At 45.8% G+C, this 18,968-nt stretch carries 21 protein-coding genes; 20 read left to right on the forward strand and 1 reads right to left on the reverse strand.

The genetic code is table 11. The annotated features are described in order from the left end of the window. Positions 1–42: 42 nt before the first annotated feature. The 19 genes from aroQ to IRE19_RS07405 all read left to right on the forward strand — a co-directional run bounded on the left by aroQ (position 43) and on the right by IRE19_RS07405 (position 16,552). A complete protein-coding gene (gene aroQ / locus IRE19_RS07320; protein ID WP_191715848.1) occupies positions 43–483 on the forward strand; it encodes a type II 3-dehydroquinate dehydratase in 441 nt (146 codons plus the stop codon). Next, positions 480–1,547, forward strand: coding sequence for a M24 family metallopeptidase (locus tag IRE19_RS07325; RefSeq protein WP_284700308.1), 1,068 nt, complete (start codon positions 480–482; stop codon positions 1,545–1,547). The genes aroQ and IRE19_RS07325 overlap by 4 nt, the downstream gene beginning before the upstream one ends. Before the next feature lie 17 nt (positions 1,548–1,564). Beyond that, complete coding sequence (efp, locus tag IRE19_RS07330) at positions 1,565–2,125, forward strand: elongation factor P (RefSeq protein ID WP_191715847.1); 561 nt, start codon at positions 1,565–1,567, stop codon at positions 2,123–2,125. Between the two features lie 127 nt (positions 2,126–2,252). Next, positions 2,253–2,759 carry an acetyl-CoA carboxylase biotin carboxyl carrier protein gene (gene accB, locus IRE19_RS07335; RefSeq protein ID WP_191715846.1) on the forward strand — a complete coding sequence of 169 codons (507 nt, stop codon included), beginning with the start codon at positions 2,253–2,255 and terminating at the stop codon, positions 2,757–2,759. Positions 2,760–2,785: 26 nt separating this feature from the next. Continuing rightward, on the forward strand, positions 2,786–4,135 hold the full coding sequence (gene accC, locus IRE19_RS07340; RefSeq protein WP_203340042.1) for an acetyl-CoA carboxylase biotin carboxylase subunit: 1,350 nt from the start codon (positions 2,786–2,788) through the stop codon (positions 4,133–4,135). Positions 4,136–4,150: 15 nt separating this feature from the next. After that, complete coding sequence (locus IRE19_RS07345; RefSeq protein ID WP_191715845.1) at positions 4,151–4,546, forward strand: Asp23/Gls24 family envelope stress response protein; 396 nt, start codon at positions 4,151–4,153, stop codon at positions 4,544–4,546. A gap of 207 nt (positions 4,547–4,753) precedes the next feature. Beyond that, complete coding sequence (gene nusB, locus IRE19_RS07350; protein ID WP_191715844.1) at positions 4,754–5,143, forward strand: transcription antitermination factor NusB; 390 nt, start codon at positions 4,754–4,756, stop codon at positions 5,141–5,143. A gap of 14 nt (positions 5,144–5,157) precedes the next feature. Further along, positions 5,158–6,024, forward strand: coding sequence for a bifunctional methylenetetrahydrofolate dehydrogenase/methenyltetrahydrofolate cyclohydrolase FolD (gene folD / locus IRE19_RS07355; protein ID WP_203339849.1), 867 nt, complete (start codon positions 5,158–5,160; stop codon positions 6,022–6,024). 78 nt (positions 6,025–6,102) lie between these two features. Beyond that, positions 6,103–7,452 (forward strand): exodeoxyribonuclease VII large subunit, encoded by a 1,350-nt coding sequence (gene xseA, locus IRE19_RS07360; RefSeq protein ID WP_203339850.1) that lies wholly within the window; start codon positions 6,103–6,105, stop codon positions 7,450–7,452. Between the two features lie 4 nt (positions 7,453–7,456). Then, a complete protein-coding gene (gene xseB, locus IRE19_RS07365; protein WP_142827851.1) occupies positions 7,457–7,693 on the forward strand; it encodes an exodeoxyribonuclease VII small subunit in 237 nt (78 codons plus the stop codon). After that, a complete protein-coding gene (locus IRE19_RS07370; RefSeq protein ID WP_191715841.1) occupies positions 7,690–8,571 on the forward strand; it encodes a polyprenyl synthetase family protein in 882 nt (293 codons plus the stop codon). The genes xseB and IRE19_RS07370 overlap by 4 nt, the downstream gene beginning before the upstream one ends. A gap of 95 nt (positions 8,572–8,666) precedes the next feature. Further along, the gene (gene dxs / locus IRE19_RS07375; RefSeq protein WP_203340043.1) at positions 8,667–10,571 is read left to right on the forward strand and encodes a 1-deoxy-D-xylulose-5-phosphate synthase; all 1,905 of its coding nucleotides are present in this window, start codon (positions 8,667–8,669) and stop codon (positions 10,569–10,571) included. Beyond that, positions 10,568–11,389, forward strand: coding sequence for a TlyA family RNA methyltransferase (locus IRE19_RS07380; protein WP_191715840.1), 822 nt, complete (start codon positions 10,568–10,570; stop codon positions 11,387–11,389). The genes dxs and IRE19_RS07380 overlap by 4 nt, the downstream gene beginning before the upstream one ends. 96 nt (positions 11,390–11,485) lie before the next feature. Continuing rightward, complete coding sequence (gene ahrC / locus IRE19_RS07385) at positions 11,486–11,935, forward strand: transcriptional regulator AhrC/ArgR (protein WP_142827854.1); 450 nt, start codon at positions 11,486–11,488, stop codon at positions 11,933–11,935. 16 nt (positions 11,936–11,951) lie between these two features. Next, positions 11,952–13,649: a DNA repair protein RecN gene (gene recN, locus IRE19_RS07390; protein WP_203339851.1), complete on the forward strand. Its 1,698-nt coding sequence runs from the start codon at positions 11,952–11,954 to the stop codon at positions 13,647–13,649. Between the two features lie 84 nt (positions 13,650–13,733). Then, positions 13,734–14,507 (forward strand): sporulation transcription factor Spo0A, encoded by a 774-nt coding sequence (spo0A, locus tag IRE19_RS07395; RefSeq protein WP_203339852.1) that lies wholly within the window; start codon positions 13,734–13,736, stop codon positions 14,505–14,507. Between the two features lie 237 nt (positions 14,508–14,744). Beyond that, positions 14,745–14,879 (forward strand): hypothetical protein, encoded by a 135-nt coding sequence (locus IRE19_RS18500; RefSeq protein ID WP_255548253.1) that lies wholly within the window; start codon positions 14,745–14,747, stop codon positions 14,877–14,879. Between the two features lie 199 nt (positions 14,880–15,078). Beyond that, entirely contained in the window at positions 15,079–15,588 is a 510-nt protein-coding gene (locus IRE19_RS07400; RefSeq protein WP_203339853.1) for a DUF6241 domain-containing protein, read from the forward strand. A gap of 238 nt (positions 15,589–15,826) precedes the next feature. Then, on the forward strand, positions 15,827–16,552 hold the full coding sequence (locus tag IRE19_RS07405; protein ID WP_203339854.1) for a glycerophosphodiester phosphodiesterase: 726 nt from the start codon (positions 15,827–15,829) through the stop codon (positions 16,550–16,552). A gap of 11 nt (positions 16,553–16,563) precedes the next feature. Here IRE19_RS07405 and IRE19_RS07410 read toward each other — a convergent pair whose 3' ends face one another. Beyond that, positions 16,564–16,797, reverse strand: a complete 234-nt coding sequence (locus IRE19_RS07410) for a DUF2627 domain-containing protein (RefSeq protein ID WP_191716060.1) — start codon at positions 16,795–16,797, stop codon at positions 16,564–16,566. A 124-nt stretch (positions 16,798–16,921) separates the two neighbouring features. On the opposite strand from IRE19_RS07410, the gene IRE19_RS07415 reads away from it, so the two are divergent. After that, on the forward strand, positions 16,922–18,967 hold the full coding sequence (locus IRE19_RS07415) for a sigma-54 interaction domain-containing protein (protein WP_203339855.1): 2,046 nt from the start codon (positions 16,922–16,924) through the stop codon (positions 18,965–18,967). Position 18,968: the final 1 nt, after the last annotated feature.

Raw genomic sequence — 18,968 nt, forward strand, 5'->3', positions numbered from 1 at the left:
GTTAAAATAATGAAGAATGTGTCAGGGGAAGGGGAAAGCTGAATGCGTGTGCTGATCTTGAACGGCCCTAATTTAAATCGCTTGGGCAAGCGGGAGAAAGAAGCTTATGGAACGTTTACGCTGGAGGAATTGGAGCAGGAACTGGTGGAGTTTTCTTATCACCATCATATTGAATTGATTTGCCGCCAGTCGAATCATGAAGGGGAATTGATCGACTGGATTCACGGAGCGGGCGATGATGGCCTATCCGGCATTGTCTTGAATGCTGGAGCATATACCCATACAAGCATCGCTATTCGTGACGCGATTGCTGCGATTCAAGTACCAGTAATCGAAGTACATATATCGAATGTCCACAAACGCGAGGAATTTCGCCATCATTCCTACATTGCGCCGGTCACGATCGGGCAGATTGTGGGATTCGGCCAAGATGTCTACAAATTAGCATTGCATGCATTGATCTTAAAACAGGAGAGAGGATGAACACATTGAAACTTCAAAAATTACGTGCTGAAATGAAACAACGGGATGTGGAGGCGCTGCTCGTCACCAGTCCTTTCAACTTGCGTTACATCACCGAATTTACGGGTACTGCAGGGCTGGCGATTGTAACTGCGGAACAAGCGGTTTTCATCACGGATTTCCGTTATACAGAACAGGCTGGAGAACAAGTCAAAGAATTTGATGTAATCCAGGCTGAAAAAAACCTGATGGATGAAACGGTAAAGTCGGTAAAATCTCTGGGCATCCGTACGCTTGCTTTTGAACAGGACTATATGACTTATTCGACAGTTGTGCAATACAAGTCAAAAATCGACGCCGACCTGGAACCTGTCAGCAACTTGATTGAAAAGATCCGAATGATCAAGACACCGGATGAAGTAGCTATTCTGAAAGCAGCGGCCAAAATTGCAGATGATGCATTCGAACACATTTGTGGGTTTATCCGTCCGGGTTTAACGGAACTTGAAGTATCCAATGAGCTGGAATTCTTTATGCGCAAACAAGGTGCGACTTCCTCGAGCTTTGACACCATTGTGGCTTCAGGGCTGCGCTCAGCGCTTCCGCACGGTGTAGCAACGGATAAAGTCATTGAAAAAGGAGACATGATCACGCTTGATTATGGAGCACTCTACAACGGCTATATTTCAGATATTACCCGTACGGTCGCAGTCGGAGAACCTTCCGCGCAGATGAAGGAAATTTATGATATTGTATTGAAGGCGCAGGAACTGGGTGTGGAGAAAATTGGACCAGGCATGAGCGGCATCGAAGCGGATGCCATTGCACGCGATTACATCAAGTCCAAAGGTTATGGAGAAGCATTCGGCCATTCTACTGGCCATGGCATCGGTTTGGAAGTCCATGAAGGCCCGGGTTTGTCATTCAGATCGGAAACGGTGCTCGAACCGGGCATGGCTGTGACGGTGGAACCGGGGATTTATCTGCCAGGAGTTGGCGGAGTTCGCATTGAAGATGATATACTGGTAACCGAGTCAGGAAATGAACGATTGACTAACTCCACAAAAGAGCTTCGCATTTTATAACAAACGGAGGAACTATTATGATTTCAGTAAACGATTTTAAAACAGGTGTCACAATTGAAGTGGATGGCGGAATTTGGCGCGTTATGGAATTCCAACACGTAAAACCAGGCAAAGGCGCTGCATTCGTGCGGTCGAAACTTCGCAACTTGCGTACAGGAAGTGTCACTGAAAAAACTTTCCGTGCCGGTGAAAAAGTCGCAAAAGCACAGATTGACAACAACAAAATGCAGTATTTGTATGCCAATGGCGATATGCATGCCTTTATGGATACAGAAACCTACGAACAGATTGAGTTGCCTGAAAAGAACATTGAATACGAATTGAAGTTTCTTCAAGAGAACATGGAAGTCCAAGTGATCCAATTCCAAGGAGAAGTGCTTGGCGTTGAGTTGCCGAACACGGTAGTTCTGGAAGTGGCTGAAACTGATCCGGGCATCAAAGGCGACACAGCCAGCGGCGGATCAAAACCAGCAAAACTTACAACGGGATTGACTGTTCAAGTGCCATTCTTCATTAATGAAGGCGACCATTTGATCATCAATACAACAGATTCTTCATACGTTTCAAGAGCTCAATAATGATGAAAAGACCTCTAACAAAGAGGTCTTTTTTTAAAAAGTCAGATTAAGTGTTTCAAAATAGACTGAAAAAGTCTAAAATAGAAGAGTAGTTGAATAAATACATAATTAGGGGAGTCGGACGAATATGAAAATTCAAGAAATTCGCGAAATTATCAAATTGGTGGATGGATCATCTATTGAAGAGTTCTCTTATGAATTTGAGGGCGTTAAAGTCAAGATGAAAAAGAGTGGTTCAGGCAAAGTTCAGCCAAGCGCCAGCTCATCCATCCAAACATCCCCAGCATCAAAAGCAGTAGAAGCACCAAGTGCTCCAGCACCGGCAAAAGAGCCGAAAGCTGAAGAACTGGTATCAGAAGAAGCACCGGAAATTCCAGCGGACAACGAGTCGGAGTACCACAAAATCCTCTCTCCAATGGTCGGTACGTTCTACGAATCTCCATCACCGGACGAAGATGCTTATGTTCAAGTGGGAACTAAAGTTACTGCAGACCAAGTAGTCTGCATCGTCGAAGCAATGAAGTTATTCAATGAAATCGAAGCTGAAGTAGATGGGGAAATTGCTGAAATTCTTGTAAAAGACGGCCAGCTTGTAGAATACGGCCAGCCTTTATTCCTCGTGAAAGCAAACTGAGGAAAGGGGAGATGGCGATGAAGACGATGAAAAAAGTATTGATTGCAAACCGTGGAGAAATCGCGGTACGGATCATCCGTGCCTGCAAGGAAATGGATATCAAAACGGTTGCTGTATATTCTGAAGCCGATAAAGAGGCGCTTCATGTTGAACTGGCAGACGAAGCGTATTGCATCGGTCCAAAATTATCGAAAGATAGCTATCTGGACTTTTCCAATATCATGTCGGTTGCGAAACTGACTAATTGCGACGGGATTCACCCGGGTTATGGCTTTTTAGCAGAGAATGCGAGCTTTGCAGAACTTTGTGAAGCTTGTGACATCATGTTCATCGGCCCGACAGCGGATGCAATTTCCCGTATGGGTACTAAAGACGTGGCACGTGAAACGATGCGCAAAGCGGGAGTTCCAGTTGTTCCAGGTTCGACTGGCATCGTAGCCAGCGAAGAAGACGGATTGCGCATCGCTGATGAAATCGGTTTTCCGGTCATCATCAAAGCGACGGCAGGCGGCGGCGGTAAAGGAATCCGTGTGGCACGCACACGCGAGGATTTCATCACCGGCTTGAATATGACGCAGAAAGAAGCGGCAGCGGCTTTCGGCAATCCGGGAGTTTACATCGAGAAATTCATCGAAGATTTCCGCCATATTGAAATTCAAGTGCTTGCTGATTCCCATGGCAATGCGATTCATTTAGGCGAGCGCGATTGTTCGATCCAGCGCCGCATGCAAAAATTAGTCGAAGAAGCGCCATCACCGGCTTTGTCTCCTGAATTGCGTGAAGAGATGGGCGATGCAGCTGTAAAAGCGGCTTTGGCTGTCAATTACCGCGGAGCGGGCACAGTGGAGTTCATTTTTGATGCGGTCAACCAGAAGTTCTATTTCATGGAAATGAACACGCGCATTCAAGTAGAGCATCCGGTAACGGAAATGATTACTGGAATCGACTTGATCCAGCAGCAATTGCGTGTGGCATCAGGCGAAACACTCGCTTATAAACAAGAGGATGTTAGGTTTAAAGGCTGGTCGATCGAATGCCGCATCAATGCGGAAAATCCAGCTAAAAACTTTATGCCTTCAGCGGGCAAAATCGATATGTACTTGCCTCCGGGCGGTTTAGGTGTCAGAATTGATTCAGCCATGTATTCAGGCTATACGATTCCGCCTTATTATGATTCGATGGTTGCCAAGCTGATTACTTTCGCTGATACACGTGAAGAAGCGGTAGCGAAGATGAAGCGCGCATTGGACGAATTTGTAATTGAAGGCGTGTTTACGACGATTCCGTTCCATTTGAAATTAATGGATCACGAAGTATTCAAATCAGGAGATTTCAATACGAAATTCCTGGAGAAATATGACGTGCTGGGATCTTAAGGAGGAAGTTTTCAAATGGCTGAAAAAACAGCACCTTATGTACGAATGAAATCGCACGGAGCACAAGACCTCGGCAACATCGAAGTGGCTCCGGAAGTTTTGGAAATCATCGCCAGCATTGCAGCAACGGATATTGAAGGGGTCGCCAGTATGCGCGGCAACTTCGCTTCCGGAGTTGTTGAACGCTTGGGGAAAAAAGTGCATGGCAAAGGCATCAAGACAGACCTATCAGAGGAAGGTCTTGCCATTGATGTTTATTGTGTCATCAACTACGGTGTTTCCATACCGAAAACCGCTCTGAAAATTCAGGAGCAGGTTCGGCAGACGCTTGAAAATATGACGTCTCTTCAAACACAAGAAGTGAATGTCCATATTACCGGCGTCAATTTCGAAGCACAAGCAGCGGAATGATCAGTAAGGCTGTCCTGGAGTCCTGTTATGGCTTCAAGGACAGCCTTCTCTTTGTTTTAGCTGGCCGCTCCAGACTGAATCAGGCAGCGCAATAACCCTCCAGGAGTCGGTGCTGGGCTATTGACCGAACATTTCAAACATGGAAGTTCAGCCCGAATACCTGTATAATGGGGGATAATTAGCTGTGAAAAGGAGATCGGATATATTATGAAACGACACGAAGCACGCGAAAAAGCGCTTCAGACCTTATTTCAATTAGAAGGTACTGAATTGACGATTGATGAGGCCATGGATCATGTAATGGCTGGAGAAAATGATAATTTCTATAGCTTGTTGGTACAGGGCACCCACGCCAATATGGCGGAAATCGATGAAAAATTGGTTGGCCATCTTGAAAATTGGTCACTCGAACGTTTGCCGAAAATTGAACGGACCATTCTGCGCATGGCTATTTTTGAGTTGGGCTATATGGAAGATGCCCCATCACGTGTGGTCATGAACGAAGCGATTGAACTATGCAAAACATTTGGAGACGATAAATCCAGCCGGTTTGTCAATGGTGTCCTTTCTAAATTCACAGACGAAACAGCAAATTAATTGGAGGAATTTACGTGGCTGCAAAATTGATTGATGGAAAAGCGGTAAGCCAGAAAATTAAAATGCAAGTGAAAACACGCGTAGAAAAATTAGCGCAACAGGGAATTGTCCCAGGGCTGGCCGTAGTGCTGGTCGGGGAAGATTCTGCGTCCCTTACATATGTGAAAAACAAGAAAAAAACGTGTGAAGCACTGGGAATGCGATCGGACCTTCATCAATTTCCGGATACATTAACTGAACAAGAGCTTTTAGCGAAAATCGATGAATTGAACAGCGATCCGGAAATTCACGGAATCCTGGTCCAATTGCCGTTGCCGCAGCAAATTGATGAATTCAAAGTGATCACGGCCATCAGCCCAGAGAAAGATGTGGATGGGTTCCATCCGATTTCTGTCGGCAATATGATGATCGGCAAGGATGCCTTCCTTCCTTGTACACCGCACGGCATCATGGAGTTATTGGCCCATTACGGCATCGATCCGGCCGGCAAGCATGCCGTGGTCATCGGCCGAAGCAATATCGTCGGCAAGCCGATTGGGCAGCTATTGCTTCAAAAAGATGCAACCGTGACGTATTGCCATTCGAAAACGAAAGATTTGGCGAATTTCACAGCGCAGGCGGATATCCTAATTGCCGCGATCGGCAGAGCTAAATTCATTGACCGGACGTTCATCAAACCGGGCGCAGTCATCATCGATGTCGGCATGAACCGCGATGAAAACGGCAAGTTGTGCGGTGACGTCGACTTTGAGGATGTTCAGGAAACGGCTTCTTTTGTAACACCGGTACCAGGCGGAGTTGGGCCGATGACGATTGCCATGCTGATGGAAAATACGCTTGAATCAGCTGAAAAAGGGTTAGCAAAGACAAAACAGGCATAAGCATGTAAAATAAATAGCAATAGGGCTGTTTTTCGAAAGAAAGACAGCTTTTTAAATTCACAGACAGGGGTTGAAAGTGTGTCAACCGACCCGTATTTAAGTGTCAAAGCGTTAACCAAATACATAAAAAAGAAATTTGATGCCGATCCTCACCTGCGTGATGTTTACGTTAAGGGTGAGCTTTCGAACGTCAAAATCCATACCAGCGGGCATATTTATTTTACGCTGAAGGATAATGCCGCCCGTTTGCCAGGCGTCATGTTTTCGGCAAATGCCAAATCGGTCAAGTTTAAACCTGAAAGCGGCATGACTGTGCTGATCCGCGGAGATGTCACGGTTTACGAAGCATCCGGCCAATACCAATTGTATGCGCAGTCGATGCAAGCGGATGGCATTGGCGATTATTATTTGGCTTTTGAACAGTTAAAAGAAAAACTTGCCAAAGAAGGCTTGTTCAATGCCTCCTATAAAAAGCCGCTGCCGCGTTTCCCTAAGCGGATTGCAGTAGTGACGGCCCAGACCGGTGCTGCCGTACGAGACATCATCATCACGCTTCACCGGCGCTACCCGTTGGCAGATGTCGTGCTGTATCCGACACTGGTGCAGGGAAGCGGTGCGACGCAATCCATTGTACAGTCGATACAGGCGGCCAATAAAGGTGATTTCGATGTCATGATTGTCGGACGGGGCGGCGGATCGATTGAAGATTTATGGGCATTCAATGAAGAAGCGGTCGCGCGGGTGATTTTTGATTCCCGAATTCCGGTCATTTCTGCCATTGGCCATGAAACCGACACGACCATTGCAGACTTTGTCTCGGACTTACGGGCACCAACGCCGACGGCCGCTGCGGAACTGGCCGTGCCAAGCCAGGCGGAACTGCTGGAACGCATAGCAAGTTACCGCAGCCGCATGTACCGGATGGTTTCAGGAAGCGTCAATCAGCAAAAACTAGCCTTGAACCGGTTAGCGACATCATTTCCGTTGGCTTATCCTGAGCGCCTGTACCGGCCGTTCAGCGAACGTGTCGAACGCGCTGCAGAATCCTTGCAAAGGGAATCCCTGCAGCATTTAAAGCGTTCTCAGGAACGCCATAGAACACTTGACCAGCAATTGAAATCGCGTATGCCGCTACAGCGGATCCGCCAATCCGAAACGGAAGTGTCGGAACTGGCGAGACGGCTCGATTACCAAATGAACCAATTGCTGAAAAACCGATCGCAGCAGCTGTCTTCAGCAATCCGGACGCTTGATGCACTGAGTCCCTTGAAGATTATGGACCGTGGCTATTCGATTCCTTATATAGAAGGAAATGTCGTCAAAAGTGTAACGCAGGTGAAAACTGGCGATCGTCTGACCATTGCCATGCAAGATGGAACTGTAGAAACCACTGTCAATGAAATAAATCCAGCAAACGAAGGAGACTAAAACGATGGCTGAAAAGAAAATCATGTTCAATGATGCAATGGAGCAACTTGAAGAAATCGTCCGCCAGCTCGAACAAGGAGATGTGCCGCTGGAACAGGCACTGACTCTCTATCAAAAAGGCATGGAGCTTTCGAAAGTCTGCCACGATAAACTTCAGAATGCAGAAAGCCAATTGGTGACCATGATGAAGGACGGCAAAGAAGTGCCGGCTGACATAGAAATGGATGGGAATGCGAAATGAACCTGACTGAATTCCGAGCTCATTATGAACCGCTTATCCAACAGGAAATGGCACATTTAATATTGTCTTTGTCAATTCCGGATTCCTTAAAGGATTCCATGCATTATTCATTGCAAGCGGGCGGAAAACGCATCCGCCCGATTCTGCTGTTGGCTGTACTTCACGAACTGAGTGGTGAAGAACATCCGGATGCATTGAAAGTGGCGGCTGCCATTGAAATGATCCATACATATTCGCTCATCCACGATGATTTGCCAAGCATGGATGACGACGATTTGCGCCGCGGCATGCCGACCAACCACAAAGTATTTGGGGAAGCTGTAGCGATTTTGGCAGGAGATGCGCTCTTGACTTACAGTTTTGGCATTGTCGCACGCCTTCAACACGTTTCCAGTGATGATAAAATACGTTTGATTGACTTGATGAGTGTTTCTTCTGGAGCTGAAGGAATGGTCGGCGGCCAGATATTGGATATTGAAGGCGAAGAAAAGAAATTGACGCTGGAAGAACTGGAACAAGTCCATCGATTGAAAACTGGGGCTTTGCTGACCTACAGCATTTTGGCTGGCGGCATTTTAGCGCAGGCATCCAACGAAGAAATTATGGCACTCAGCCGATTTGGCGAACACCTTGGCCTTGCGTTCCAGATTCAAGACGACATACTGGACGTTACCGGTACCTCCCAGGAACTGGGTAAAACTGCCGGAAAAGATGAAACGAGTGAAAAAAGTACGTATCCAAGTCTGCTGACATTGCCGAAAGCAAAAGAAAAACTCGATTTTCACGCATCAGAAGCCATTAAGGCACTTGAATCGCTGGAAGGCGAAAAATCATTGCTTCTGCAATTGACTCAATTGATTGTCCAAAGAAAAAGCTGAATTGTGAGGCTCTGATTTGTACATTCGCTGCAGACTGATATAATATGAACAGACAGTCAGAAGGAAAAATTTCAATAAAAAGGTGCGTGATGGCAATGGATCTTCATTCGATTACTGGTCCATCTTTCTTAAAAGAGCTGACAACTAAGCAGCTTGAAGTATTAAGTGAAGATATTCGACGGTTTCTAATAGAGAACTTATCAAGAACAGGCGGACATATCGGTCCGAATCTTGGCGTGGTGGAACTGACAGTTGCGCTGCACAAAGTATTCGACAGCCCGTCTGACAAATTTATATGGGATGTGGGACATCAATCGTATGTCCATAAAATCCTGACAGGAAGAGCTGGCCAATTTGATACTTTGCGCCAATTTAAAGGCCTTTGCGGCTTCCCGAAACGCAATGAAAGCGACCATGATGTTTGGGAGACCGGACACAGTTCAACTTCATTGTCGGCAGCTATGGGAATGGCAGCAGCCCGTGACATCAAAAAAGACAGCAATCATGTCATTCCGATCATCGGTGACGGAGCGCTTACGGGCGGTATGGCTTTTGAAGCTTTAAATCATATCGGCCATACGAAAACGGACATGATCGTCATCTTAAATGACAACGAAATGTCCATCGCTCCGAATGTTGGAGCGATGCATAGCATGCTTGGCCGTATGCGGACAGCAGGCAAATACAACAAAGTCAAAGACGATCTTGAATACCTGTTGAAGAAAGTGCCGGCAGTCGGCGGGCGATTGGCGTCAACGGCTGAACGTGTAAAAGACTCGTTGAAATATTTAGTGGTTTCCGGTATGTTTTTCGAGGAAATGGGCTTTACATATTTGGGGCCGATTGATGGACACGATTTGGAAGAATTGGAAGACAACCTGCGTTATGCCAAGAAGACAAAAGGCCCTGTTCTGCTTCATGTCGTTACGAAGAAAGGCAAGGGATTCTTGCCGGCTGAACAGGATACAATCGGCACTTGGCATGGAACAGGCCCTTACAAGATGGAGACTGGCGATTTGGTGAAATCATCTTCAAAAGCCCCATCATGGAGCGGCTTGGTGGCGGAAACTGTCCGCAAACTGGCACGCACTGATGAACGGATTGTGGCTATTACCCCGGCAATGCCGGTCGGTTCGAAATTGGAAGGTTTTGCTTCCGAATTCCCAGACCGCATGTTTGATGTCGGCATCGCGGAGCAACATGCGACAACGATGGCTGCAGGACTTGCAACACAGGACATGAAACCGTTTTTAGCGATTTACTCGACATTCCTTCAACGTGCCTATGATCAGGTGGTCCATGATATCTGCCGCCAGAATTTGAACGTCTTTATTGGAATTGACCGTTCGGGGTTGGTCGGGGCTGATGGGGAAACACACCAAGGTGTATTCGACATCGCCTTCCTGCGCCATTTGCCGAATATGGTCATTATGATGCCAAAAGATGAGAACGAAGGCCAACATATGGTCAAAACTGCCATCGATTACAATGGCGGTCCTATTGCCCTCCGCTATCCAAGAGGCAACGGTTTAGGTGTGCCAATGGACGAAGAGCTGAAAGTATTGCCAATCGGCTCATGGGAAGTCCTGCAAGAAGGAACCGATGCCGTAATCCTGACATTCGGTACCACCATTCCGATGGCCTTGCATGCGGCCGAACAATTGCTTGAACAAGGCATTTCGGCACAAGTGGTCAATGCCCGGTTCATCAAACCAATGGATGAAGCGATGCTGCATACTATTTTCGAACGTAATATTCCGGTTGTTACGATTGAAGAAGCAGTTCTTCAAGGTGGATTCGGCAGTGCCGTTCTGGAATTTGCGCAAGAAAATGGCTACCGCGAGACTGTCATCGATCGTTTGGGAATACCGGACCACTTTATCGAACATGGCGACGTCTCTGAATTGATGGACGAAATCCATCTGAACAGTGATGAAGTTGTACGTGTCGTAAAAAAATGGACACAATCCAAAACGCAGGCAGGTTCAACTATTCTATGAACAAACCAAAAAAAGAGCGAGTAGATATCCTGTTGGTTGAGCGGGGTATTTGTGAAACACGCGAAAAAGCAAAACGTGCCATTATGGCAGGAATCATCTATTCAGGATCTGAGCGGATGAACAAACCGGGGGAAAAAATTCCGGAGGACGCACCGCTTCAGATGAAAGGCAATGATTTGAAATACGTCAGCCGAGGCGGCTTGAAGCTTGAGAAAGCATTGCAGCAGTTTGATTTGTCGGTTGACGGCAAATTGATGCTGGATATCGGCTCATCGACAGGCGGCTTTACGGATTGTGCCCTTCAAAATGGCGCCAAACATTGCTACGCGCTGGATGTCGGCTATAATCAATTAGCGTGGAAAATTCGGCAGGATGAGCGGGTCACAGTAATGGAACGGGTTAATTTCCGCCATTCCAAACCTGAAGATTTCGTTCAGGGTCTGCCGGAATTCGCCACGATTGATGTGTCCTTCATTTCTTTGCGCATCATTTTTCCAGTCTTGAAACAAGTTTTGGTGCCAGGCGGAGACGTGATTGCGCTTGTGAAGCCCCAGTTTGAAGCCGGCAGGGAGAATGTTGGGAAAAAAGGCATTATTCGCGACCCGAAAATCCATCAGGATGTATTGGTCAAAGTGGGCAAGTTTGCAGTCGAATCAGGATTTCATGTGAAAAATATGTCGTTTTCACCGATTACTGGAGGAGAAGGCAATATCGAATTTTTATTCCATCTTCAATCCAGTGCTGAAGGCCAGGAAATAGCCGGAGTTTCCGAAACGTTGATTGATGAAACAGTCAAAGCAGCACATGAATTGTTGTAAACACATTCCAAAAGGAATGTGTTTTCTTGTCTAATGTATGTTATAACTGTAGAATATTAAGTATATGGAATAATTATTCATTCAAGGGGGAACACCATGAATAAAGGACAGCGACACATTAAAATACGTGATCTTATTTCGAATCGTGAAATTGAAACACAGGACGAGCTGGTGGATTTATTGAAGTCAGCGGGTTATGAAGTAACGCAAGCGACCGTATCGCGTGATATCAAAGAATTGCATCTGGTGAAAGTCCCATTGCAGGATGGACGCTACAAATACAGCCTGCCAGCAGACCAGCGCTTTAATCCTATGCAGAAACTGCACCGTGCTTTGACGGACGCTTTTGTCAGCATCGATGGAGCCAGCCATTTCCTGGTTATGAAAACATTGCCCGGTAATGCCCATGCAATCGGTTCACTGATCGACCATTTGGACTGGGAAGAGATTCTAGGGACCATTTGCGGCGACGATACCTGCCTAATTATCTGCAGAGATACTGAACATCGTGAAATTCTAAAACAGCGTTTAATCGAAATGCTTTAAGAAGAGGTGAACGGATATGCTTCGGGAATTAGATATACGCAATTTTGCCATTATCGACGCCCTGACCGTCAGTTTTTCTGAAGGGCTGACTGTTTTGACAGGGGAAACCGGTGCCGGTAAATCCATTATCATTGATGCCGTGCATCTTTTGGCCGGTGGACGGGGAAGCCAGGAATTTATTCGTCATGGTGCCAAAAAAGCAGAAATAGAAGGTTTATTTTCTTTGGACGACGATCAGCATCCGGTCTTCCGCAGATTAGAGGAATTCGGAATCACATGGAGTGATGGCGACATTTTGCTGCGCCGGGAATTGAACGATAAAGGAAAGAATGTTTGCCGCATCAATGGCAAACTAGTAACTATTTCCATTTTGCGTGAAGTCGGAGCTGCGCTCATCGATATCCACGGACAGCACGAAACCCAGGAATTGATGGACGAAAAACAGCATTTGTACCTGCTGGACCAATTTGCCGGCAAAAGCCTGGCTAAGTCCAAAGAAAGCTATCACCATACTTTCGATAAATACACCAAATTGAAGCGTGAGTTTTCTTCCTATACGGAAAATGAACAGCAGATTGCCCAGCGCATCGACTTGCTGACTTTTCAGCTGCAGGAAATCGAAGCAGCGGAGTTGGTCATCGGTGAAGAAGAGGACTTGGTGGCAGAACGCAAAAAACTGCAGAATTTCAATAAAATCTACGAGTCGATCTCAGCTGCCCATGAAGCGATCCAAGGCGAGAGCAAGGGGCTGGACTGGATAGGTTCTGCCATGTCAGAACTGGAGCATGCTGCATCGGTGGATGAAACGTTTACTGGATCCTCCGAGACACTCTCTGGAGCATTTTATCTGATTCAGGACACAGGAACGGAAATCAAGCGCATTTTGGATGATATGGAATTCGATCCTGCCCGTTTAAATGACATTGAACAGCGTCTCGCTGTCATTCAATCGTTAAAAAGAAAATATGGTGCATCCGTAGAAGACATTTTGCTGTATCATGAAAAGCAGACAGATGAATTGGATAAATTGGTCAACCGAGATCAGCGCTATCAATTGGATCAGGAAAAGTTGAAGGAATTGACCGATGATTTGCGAGTTGAAGCCGAAGAGCTGACGATTCTGCGCAAAAAAGCTGCGAAAAGTCTTGGCAAAGCCATCATGGAACAATTGAAGGAATTGCATATGGCAAAAGCCTCGTTCGAAGTGAATTTCGGGATTTTGCCGAATGGCCGATTCGACCGGAATGGCCATGACTCAATTTCCTTCTATATTTCCACCAATTTGGGTGAACCGCTCAAGCCGTTGACGAAAGTAGCTTCAGGCGGCGAATTGTCCCGTATGATGCTGGCTTTGAAAACCATTTTCTCCAAGCACCAAGGAATTACGTCCATTATCTTTGATGAAGTGGATACAGGTGTCAGCGGCCGGGTCGCTCAAGCGATTGCCGAGAAGATTGCAGCGATCTCTGTGCATTCCCAGGTCTTGTGCATTTCCCATTTGCCGCAAGTTGCTGCAATGGCAGACCAGCATTTGTTTATCGAAAAGAAAGTCGACAAACAGCGGACGACCACTGCGGTCACCGAGTTGGATGGACGCGAACGAACAGAAGAGATGAGCCGGATGCTGTCAGGCGCTGAAATAACGGACCTGACACTGCAGCATGCAGAGGAATTGCTGTCGCTTGCAGCCGATCGTAAGCTTTTGATGAAATGAGCCGGTCCGGCAGCCGGGTAGTAGGGCCCGCTGTTGGATTGTAAATGTGAAATCAGAAGAGTCAGTCACCAAGGAGAGAGCCAAATGGATAAAATTAAAATCGCAATTGCAGATGATAATCGCGAATTGGTCGGACTGATGGAAGATTATTTAAATGCACAACCCAATATGGAAGTGGTGGATGTTGCCTATAACGGCAAGACCTGCATCGAGATGCTGCAAAAGCAAACGGTCGATATCTTATTGCTGGACATCATCATGCCCTATCTGGACGGTATCGCTGTTTTGGATGCGCTCAAGGAAAATGGGGATTTGAAAGAGATTGACGTTATTATGCTGTCTGCTTTCGGACAGGAATCCATCATGAGCCAGGCAGCCGATTACGGGGCTTCCTATTTCATTATGAAGCCTTTTGAAGCCAACCGCCTGGCCGTACAAATCAACCATATCATGAATGCGCGGAGCAACGCGGCAGGACCGCCTGAAGGCCGTTTGACGCAAGAAGACCGAATTACCAATATAGTCAAAGAAATTGGCATCCCTCCTCATTTAAAAGGATATAATTATTTGAAGGAAGCCATCACTTTAGTATTAGAGCAGCCAGAGGTACTCAATAAAGTCACGAAAGTACTGTATCCTGGAATCGCCTCTAAATTCGATACAACATCAGCGCGGGTCGAAAGATCGATTCGCCATGCCATTGAACAAGTGTGGAATCGCCACGAAACCATTGACCACATCGCCAAAATTTTCGGATACAGTGTAGCGCATTTAGAATCGAAGCCGACTAATTCTGAATTTATCGCAATGGTCGTAGATAGTTTGCGGCTTGAAATGCGAAATGAATCAGACCAATAGAATTTTTTAACTTTCTTATCGCTTAAACAGCGGCAAGAAAGTTTTTTATTTATCTGGAGGATAACGCCGAAGGTCCCTTGCTGCACTTGAATTCGATGGAAATACGCTTACTTTTTTGACAGGAAATCCAGGTTTAGCTTCTGTGAATTAAAGGAAAAGGTTAAGACGCTGTTTTATTGCAAGCAGTGAAAGTCTTCAATGAAACGATTACAGCAAAATGGAAAGAGGCGAATGCACGTGCAAATGATCAGGCAAATTGATGACTACTTTTTGGGCAATGGAGAAGGGACAGTTGTCGACCGGCTGTATTTTTACGGGGTATATTGTGCAACTTTAGGCATCGCATTTTTTACCATGCTGTCGTTAGTATAGATGTCCAGGCAGGATCCATAGGAAAAGCAAACCAGTGAGAATATGCTCATTGGTTATTTTTTATGGGAAAAAGCAGAACAGCGTGTTATTTACATAAGGGAAAAAACTTGGCAAATACATGGAAAATCGATGAGCTATTTGGTATAGTGGTACTTATTGCGCTGAATAAAAAAATGAAATTTGCTGAAGGAGTTTTTGCATGATTAAACGGAGTGTCTATTTGGTTTCCGCTATTATTTTAATGGCTGTTATCGCATTTGGAGCATTGAAGTTTTGGGATAAGGACAAACTGTCCGGCAGTTCGATATCTGCTGAAACTTCTTCGGAAGAGGCGCTTGAGACAAGCGTCAAAAAGATGGAAGGGCTGGAATTTGCCCAATCTGTTCCAGAAGATGCTTCAGAAGCCACGGTGACGGCCATGATGCACAAGATGACTCATCAAAAAGTTATCGCTTCTGAAAAATGGGGAATCATCCAAATGGACCAAGAATCCATTTCCAAAGCAAAACAGCTTTTGCAGGCATCTGATTTCAATTCCAAAGAAGAGTTGCTGGAAATCATCAGCCGGTGGGAAAAAGGCAAATTCGATCAAGTGGATGATGACCATAACTTCATTTGGGAACTCCAAGGCGGCAGCATTGGCCGAGCGACAGGCATTTTGACAGAACAACAAGAACAGCAATTCATTGAAAATAATTTCAGCAATTAAAATTTCGGAATCCGGCCTGAAGCCGGATTTTTCTTGTCCCCAGCTTTAAATGTAATATCTTACATAAGGTTATATGAATAAAACCCAAACCCGCAACAAGAAAACAACAACCGGCAAGGCTTTTAGTCTGTTGCAATAAATGTTAAAATAGTTGGGAAACTATTTAGAAGTCAGCTGGATTGGCAGAATATGATCTTGTTGAGTTAAGCGGATTTCAAAAATGGAAGAGGATGATTCAATGTCTGAAGTCAAAGTGTATGCACACCGAGGCGCTTCAGGATATGCACTGGAAAATACATGGTCAGCTTTTTACAAAGCCTGTGAATTTGGTGTTGGCATCGAATTGGATGTCCAGATCACCAAAGACGGCGTTGTTGTCGTTTACCATGACGATAATCTGCGGCGCTTGACTGGCGTCGATGCTGGAATTGAAACGCTCGATTACGAAGAAATAAAGGATCTGCCTGTCGGCCGGAGGTGGCTGCGCAAATTTCAGCACCATCAGATGCCGCTGGCTTATGAAGTTTTTCAATGGGCAAAGAAAAAGAACATCCCGTTGAATATTGAACTGAAAAGCTCGTTTGCGAAAAATGCCAAGGGGCCACAGATACTCGCTGCTATGCTGGAAGGGATGAAAGAGATCCATCTGTCCTCCTTTAATGCAGAGTTATTGAGGGAAATGAAAAAGTTGATGCCTTCCACGGAAATGGCGTGGATCATCAAGAAAAATGTCCAGTTGTCCCGCATTAAAGAAATGGAATGGGTGGATAGCATTCATCTTCATAAACGGCTTCTTGCAAAATCCGTTAAAGCAGATGTGTTGAAACTTGATAAGAATGTCCGTTTATATGGAATTCTGGGGTCGGAACCCCTTATGAAACGATTGGATCCGCAATTGGTAGGAATCATTACCAATTATCCGGATCGTGTTAAACGAAAAATTGCGTCTTCCCTTATCGGGTAGACGCAATTTTTTTATTTCTGGAATCTTTTCGACACGGTTCCTTTTTTTCGATCACGGTTCAGCAGGAAACCAGCAAAAAAGCCGATTCCGAGAACCACAAAAATAGTTCCTAAAGTAAATTGAATCCAGAGAGCCGGATAAGGCTCGAGCAATTTATTGAACAAGGTATCGCGCATCAATTTGATGCCGTATGCCGCCATGATTCCAGGGATCAGCAAAATAATAAATGCTACTAAACGTCCCATAATTCCACATCCTTCTTCATCTATTGTTTCCAATTCGGTTAAAGTTGTCAAGAAATCCTTCCTGCGTTACCCTTAAATTACATTGCAATTACTTGCAAAACATCGGAAATGAGGTTGAACTATCTTGCAAAACGTATTGATCATTGGAGGAGGCGTTGGGGGATCAGCTATCCTCAATACGCTAATGGAAACGGATTACCTGCATGTCTATGGAGTTGTGGATTTAAATCCGAATGCTTCAGCCATTAAAACAGCAGCATCCCGCGGCATTCCAACCGCTGAAGACTACGCGAAATTCGACAAGCAACAGGTGGATATTGTTTTTAATGTAACGGGAAGTGATCAGCTTTATCAGGAATTGAAGGACTATTATTTGGAGAAAACGGTTGTCATTCCGGGGAGCTTGGCAAATGTCTTTGTCCGGCTGCTGGAAGAGAAAGAGCATTTCATCACGCAACTCAGCAAAGATAGCCACAGGGAAAAAATCATTTTCAATTCCATAGAAGAAGGCATGATCGGCATCGATAAAACAAGCCGCATCACTTTTATCAACAAAAGCGCAGCAAGAATGCTGGGGGTGCAGGTGGAAGAAACTATCGGACGGCACATTCATGAATTCATTTCACTCAGCGAATTGCCAAGAATCTACGAAACCGGCCGGATTGAACTGAATAAAGAGCTGGAACTGATGAATGGAGCAACGATTGTCACCTCACGCTTTCCGATGATCGATGAAAATGGAGAGACAATCGGTGCATTTGCAGTATTCAAGGACATTACGGAAGTGGTGTCGCTGGCAGAGGAAATTACAGATTTGAAGGAAATACAGACCATGCTGGAAGCCATCATCCAATCGAGTGACGATGCCATTTCAGTCGTTGATGAGAAAGGCAATGGCTTGCTGGTCAACCCTGCCTATACGCGAATTACCGGATTGCATATGGAAGACGTCATCGGCCAACCGGCCTCTGCGGATATTTCGGAAGGGGAAAGTATGCACTTGAAAGCGCTGCAGACCCGTAAACCGGTTCGAGGCGTCAATTTGAAGGTGGGCCCATCAAACCGGGAAGTCATCGTCAATGTCGCTCCAATAATCGTCGACAATAAATTAAAGGGCAGCGTCGGGGTCATTCATGATACCACCGAGATCCGCTCATTGATGAAAGAGTTGGACCGCGCCCGCAGCATCATCCGGACATTGGAATCCAAATATACCTTTGATGACATCATCGGTTTGTCTTCGGAAATGCAATTGTCTCTTCAGCAGGCGAAACTGGCGGCACAGACTTTGGTGACGGTTTTGCTGCGCGGGGAATCCGGTACAGGCAAAGAGCTTTTTGCGCATGCCATCCATAGCGCGAGTGAACGGAAATTCAACAAATTCGTGCGTGTCAATTGTGCAGCGCTTTCTGAAGAATTGCTAGAAAGTGAACTGTTCGGTTATGAAGAAGGGGCGATTCCCGGCATCAAGACTGGAGAAAAACGCGGGTTGTTCGAAGAAGCGAATAACGGCAGTATTTTCCTCGATGAGATCGGTGAATTGTCTTCTTCGTTGCAAAGCAAGCTGTTGCGCGTGCTGCAAGAACATGAAACGTTGAGGATTGGGGGCGGCAAACCGATTCCTGTCAATGTCCGTGTTATCGCTTCGACAAATGCCAATATGGAAAAAGCATTGCTGGACGGCAAGTTTCGTGAAGATCTTTACTATCGCCTTAACCGGATGCCGATTCTCATTCCGCCTCTGCGAAACCGCAAGCAGGACATTCCGAGAATCGTTGAACGGCTATTGCTGAAGCTGAACCAGGAATATGGCCGAAGTGTTGAGTCTGTGTCAGACAAAGCTCTGCAGTATTTGCGCGTCTACGATTGGCCGGGGAATGTCAGGGAACTAGAGAACGTCCTCAGCCGCGCCATGATTTTTATGCAGATGAACGATAAAGTGTTGACCGAAGAACATATCCCGTTGAATATGCTGAAAGTTGCGGAAGCCAAAAATGAAGTCGTTATCCAGTCTTCGGCCCCGCTTCAGGAACAGTTGGATACAGTTGAACGAGGAATTCTTCACCGTGCATTGCAGCAATACAACGGCAATAAATCGAAGACAGCCAAGCAATTGGAAATCTCTTTGCGAACCTTGTATTACAAATTAGAAAAATACGGTTTAATGTAAC

The organism is Planococcus beijingensis (genome assembly GCF_016820615.1).
In the GTDB taxonomy this organism is placed as follows: domain Bacteria; phylum Bacillota; class Bacilli; order Bacillales_A; family Planococcaceae; genus Planococcus; species Planococcus notacanthi.

Bases quoted from the DNA above. Each gene is read 5' to 3' on its own strand.
- aroQ (WP_191715848.1), top strand. From the start codon at position 43: ATGCGTGTGCTGATCTTGAACGGCCCTAATTTAAATCGCTTGGGCAAG.
- IRE19_RS07325 (WP_284700308.1), top strand. From the start codon at position 480: ATGAACACATTGAAACTTCAAAAATTACGTGCTGAAATGAAACAACGG.
- efp (WP_191715847.1), top strand. From the start codon at position 1,565: ATGATTTCAGTAAACGATTTTAAAACAGGTGTCACAATTGAAGTGGAT.
- accB (WP_191715846.1), top strand. From the start codon at position 2,253: ATGAAAATTCAAGAAATTCGCGAAATTATCAAATTGGTGGATGGATCA.
- accC (WP_203340042.1), top strand. From the start codon at position 2,786: ATGAAAAAAGTATTGATTGCAAACCGTGGAGAAATCGCGGTACGGATC.
- IRE19_RS07345 (WP_191715845.1), top strand. From the start codon at position 4,151: ATGGCTGAAAAAACAGCACCTTATGTACGAATGAAATCGCACGGAGCA.
- nusB (WP_191715844.1), top strand. From the start codon at position 4,754: ATGAAACGACACGAAGCACGCGAAAAAGCGCTTCAGACCTTATTTCAA.
- xseB (WP_142827851.1), top strand. From the start codon at position 7,457: ATGGCTGAAAAGAAAATCATGTTCAATGATGCAATGGAGCAACTTGAA.
- IRE19_RS07370 (WP_191715841.1), top strand. From the start codon at position 7,690: ATGAACCTGACTGAATTCCGAGCTCATTATGAACCGCTTATCCAACAG.
- dxs (WP_203340043.1), top strand. From the start codon at position 8,667: ATGGATCTTCATTCGATTACTGGTCCATCTTTCTTAAAAGAGCTGACA.
- IRE19_RS07380 (WP_191715840.1), top strand. From the start codon at position 10,568: ATGAACAAACCAAAAAAAGAGCGAGTAGATATCCTGTTGGTTGAGCGG.
- ahrC (WP_142827854.1), top strand. From the start codon at position 11,486: ATGAATAAAGGACAGCGACACATTAAAATACGTGATCTTATTTCGAAT.
- recN (WP_203339851.1), top strand. From the start codon at position 11,952: ATGCTTCGGGAATTAGATATACGCAATTTTGCCATTATCGACGCCCTG.
- spo0A (WP_203339852.1), top strand. From the start codon at position 13,734: ATGGATAAAATTAAAATCGCAATTGCAGATGATAATCGCGAATTGGTC.
- IRE19_RS07400 (WP_203339853.1), top strand. From the start codon at position 15,079: ATGATTAAACGGAGTGTCTATTTGGTTTCCGCTATTATTTTAATGGCT.
- IRE19_RS07405 (WP_203339854.1), top strand. From the start codon at position 15,827: ATGTCTGAAGTCAAAGTGTATGCACACCGAGGCGCTTCAGGATATGCA.
- IRE19_RS07410 (WP_191716060.1), bottom strand. From the start codon at position 16,797: ATGGGACGTTTAGTAGCATTTATTATTTTGCTGATCCCTGGAATCATG.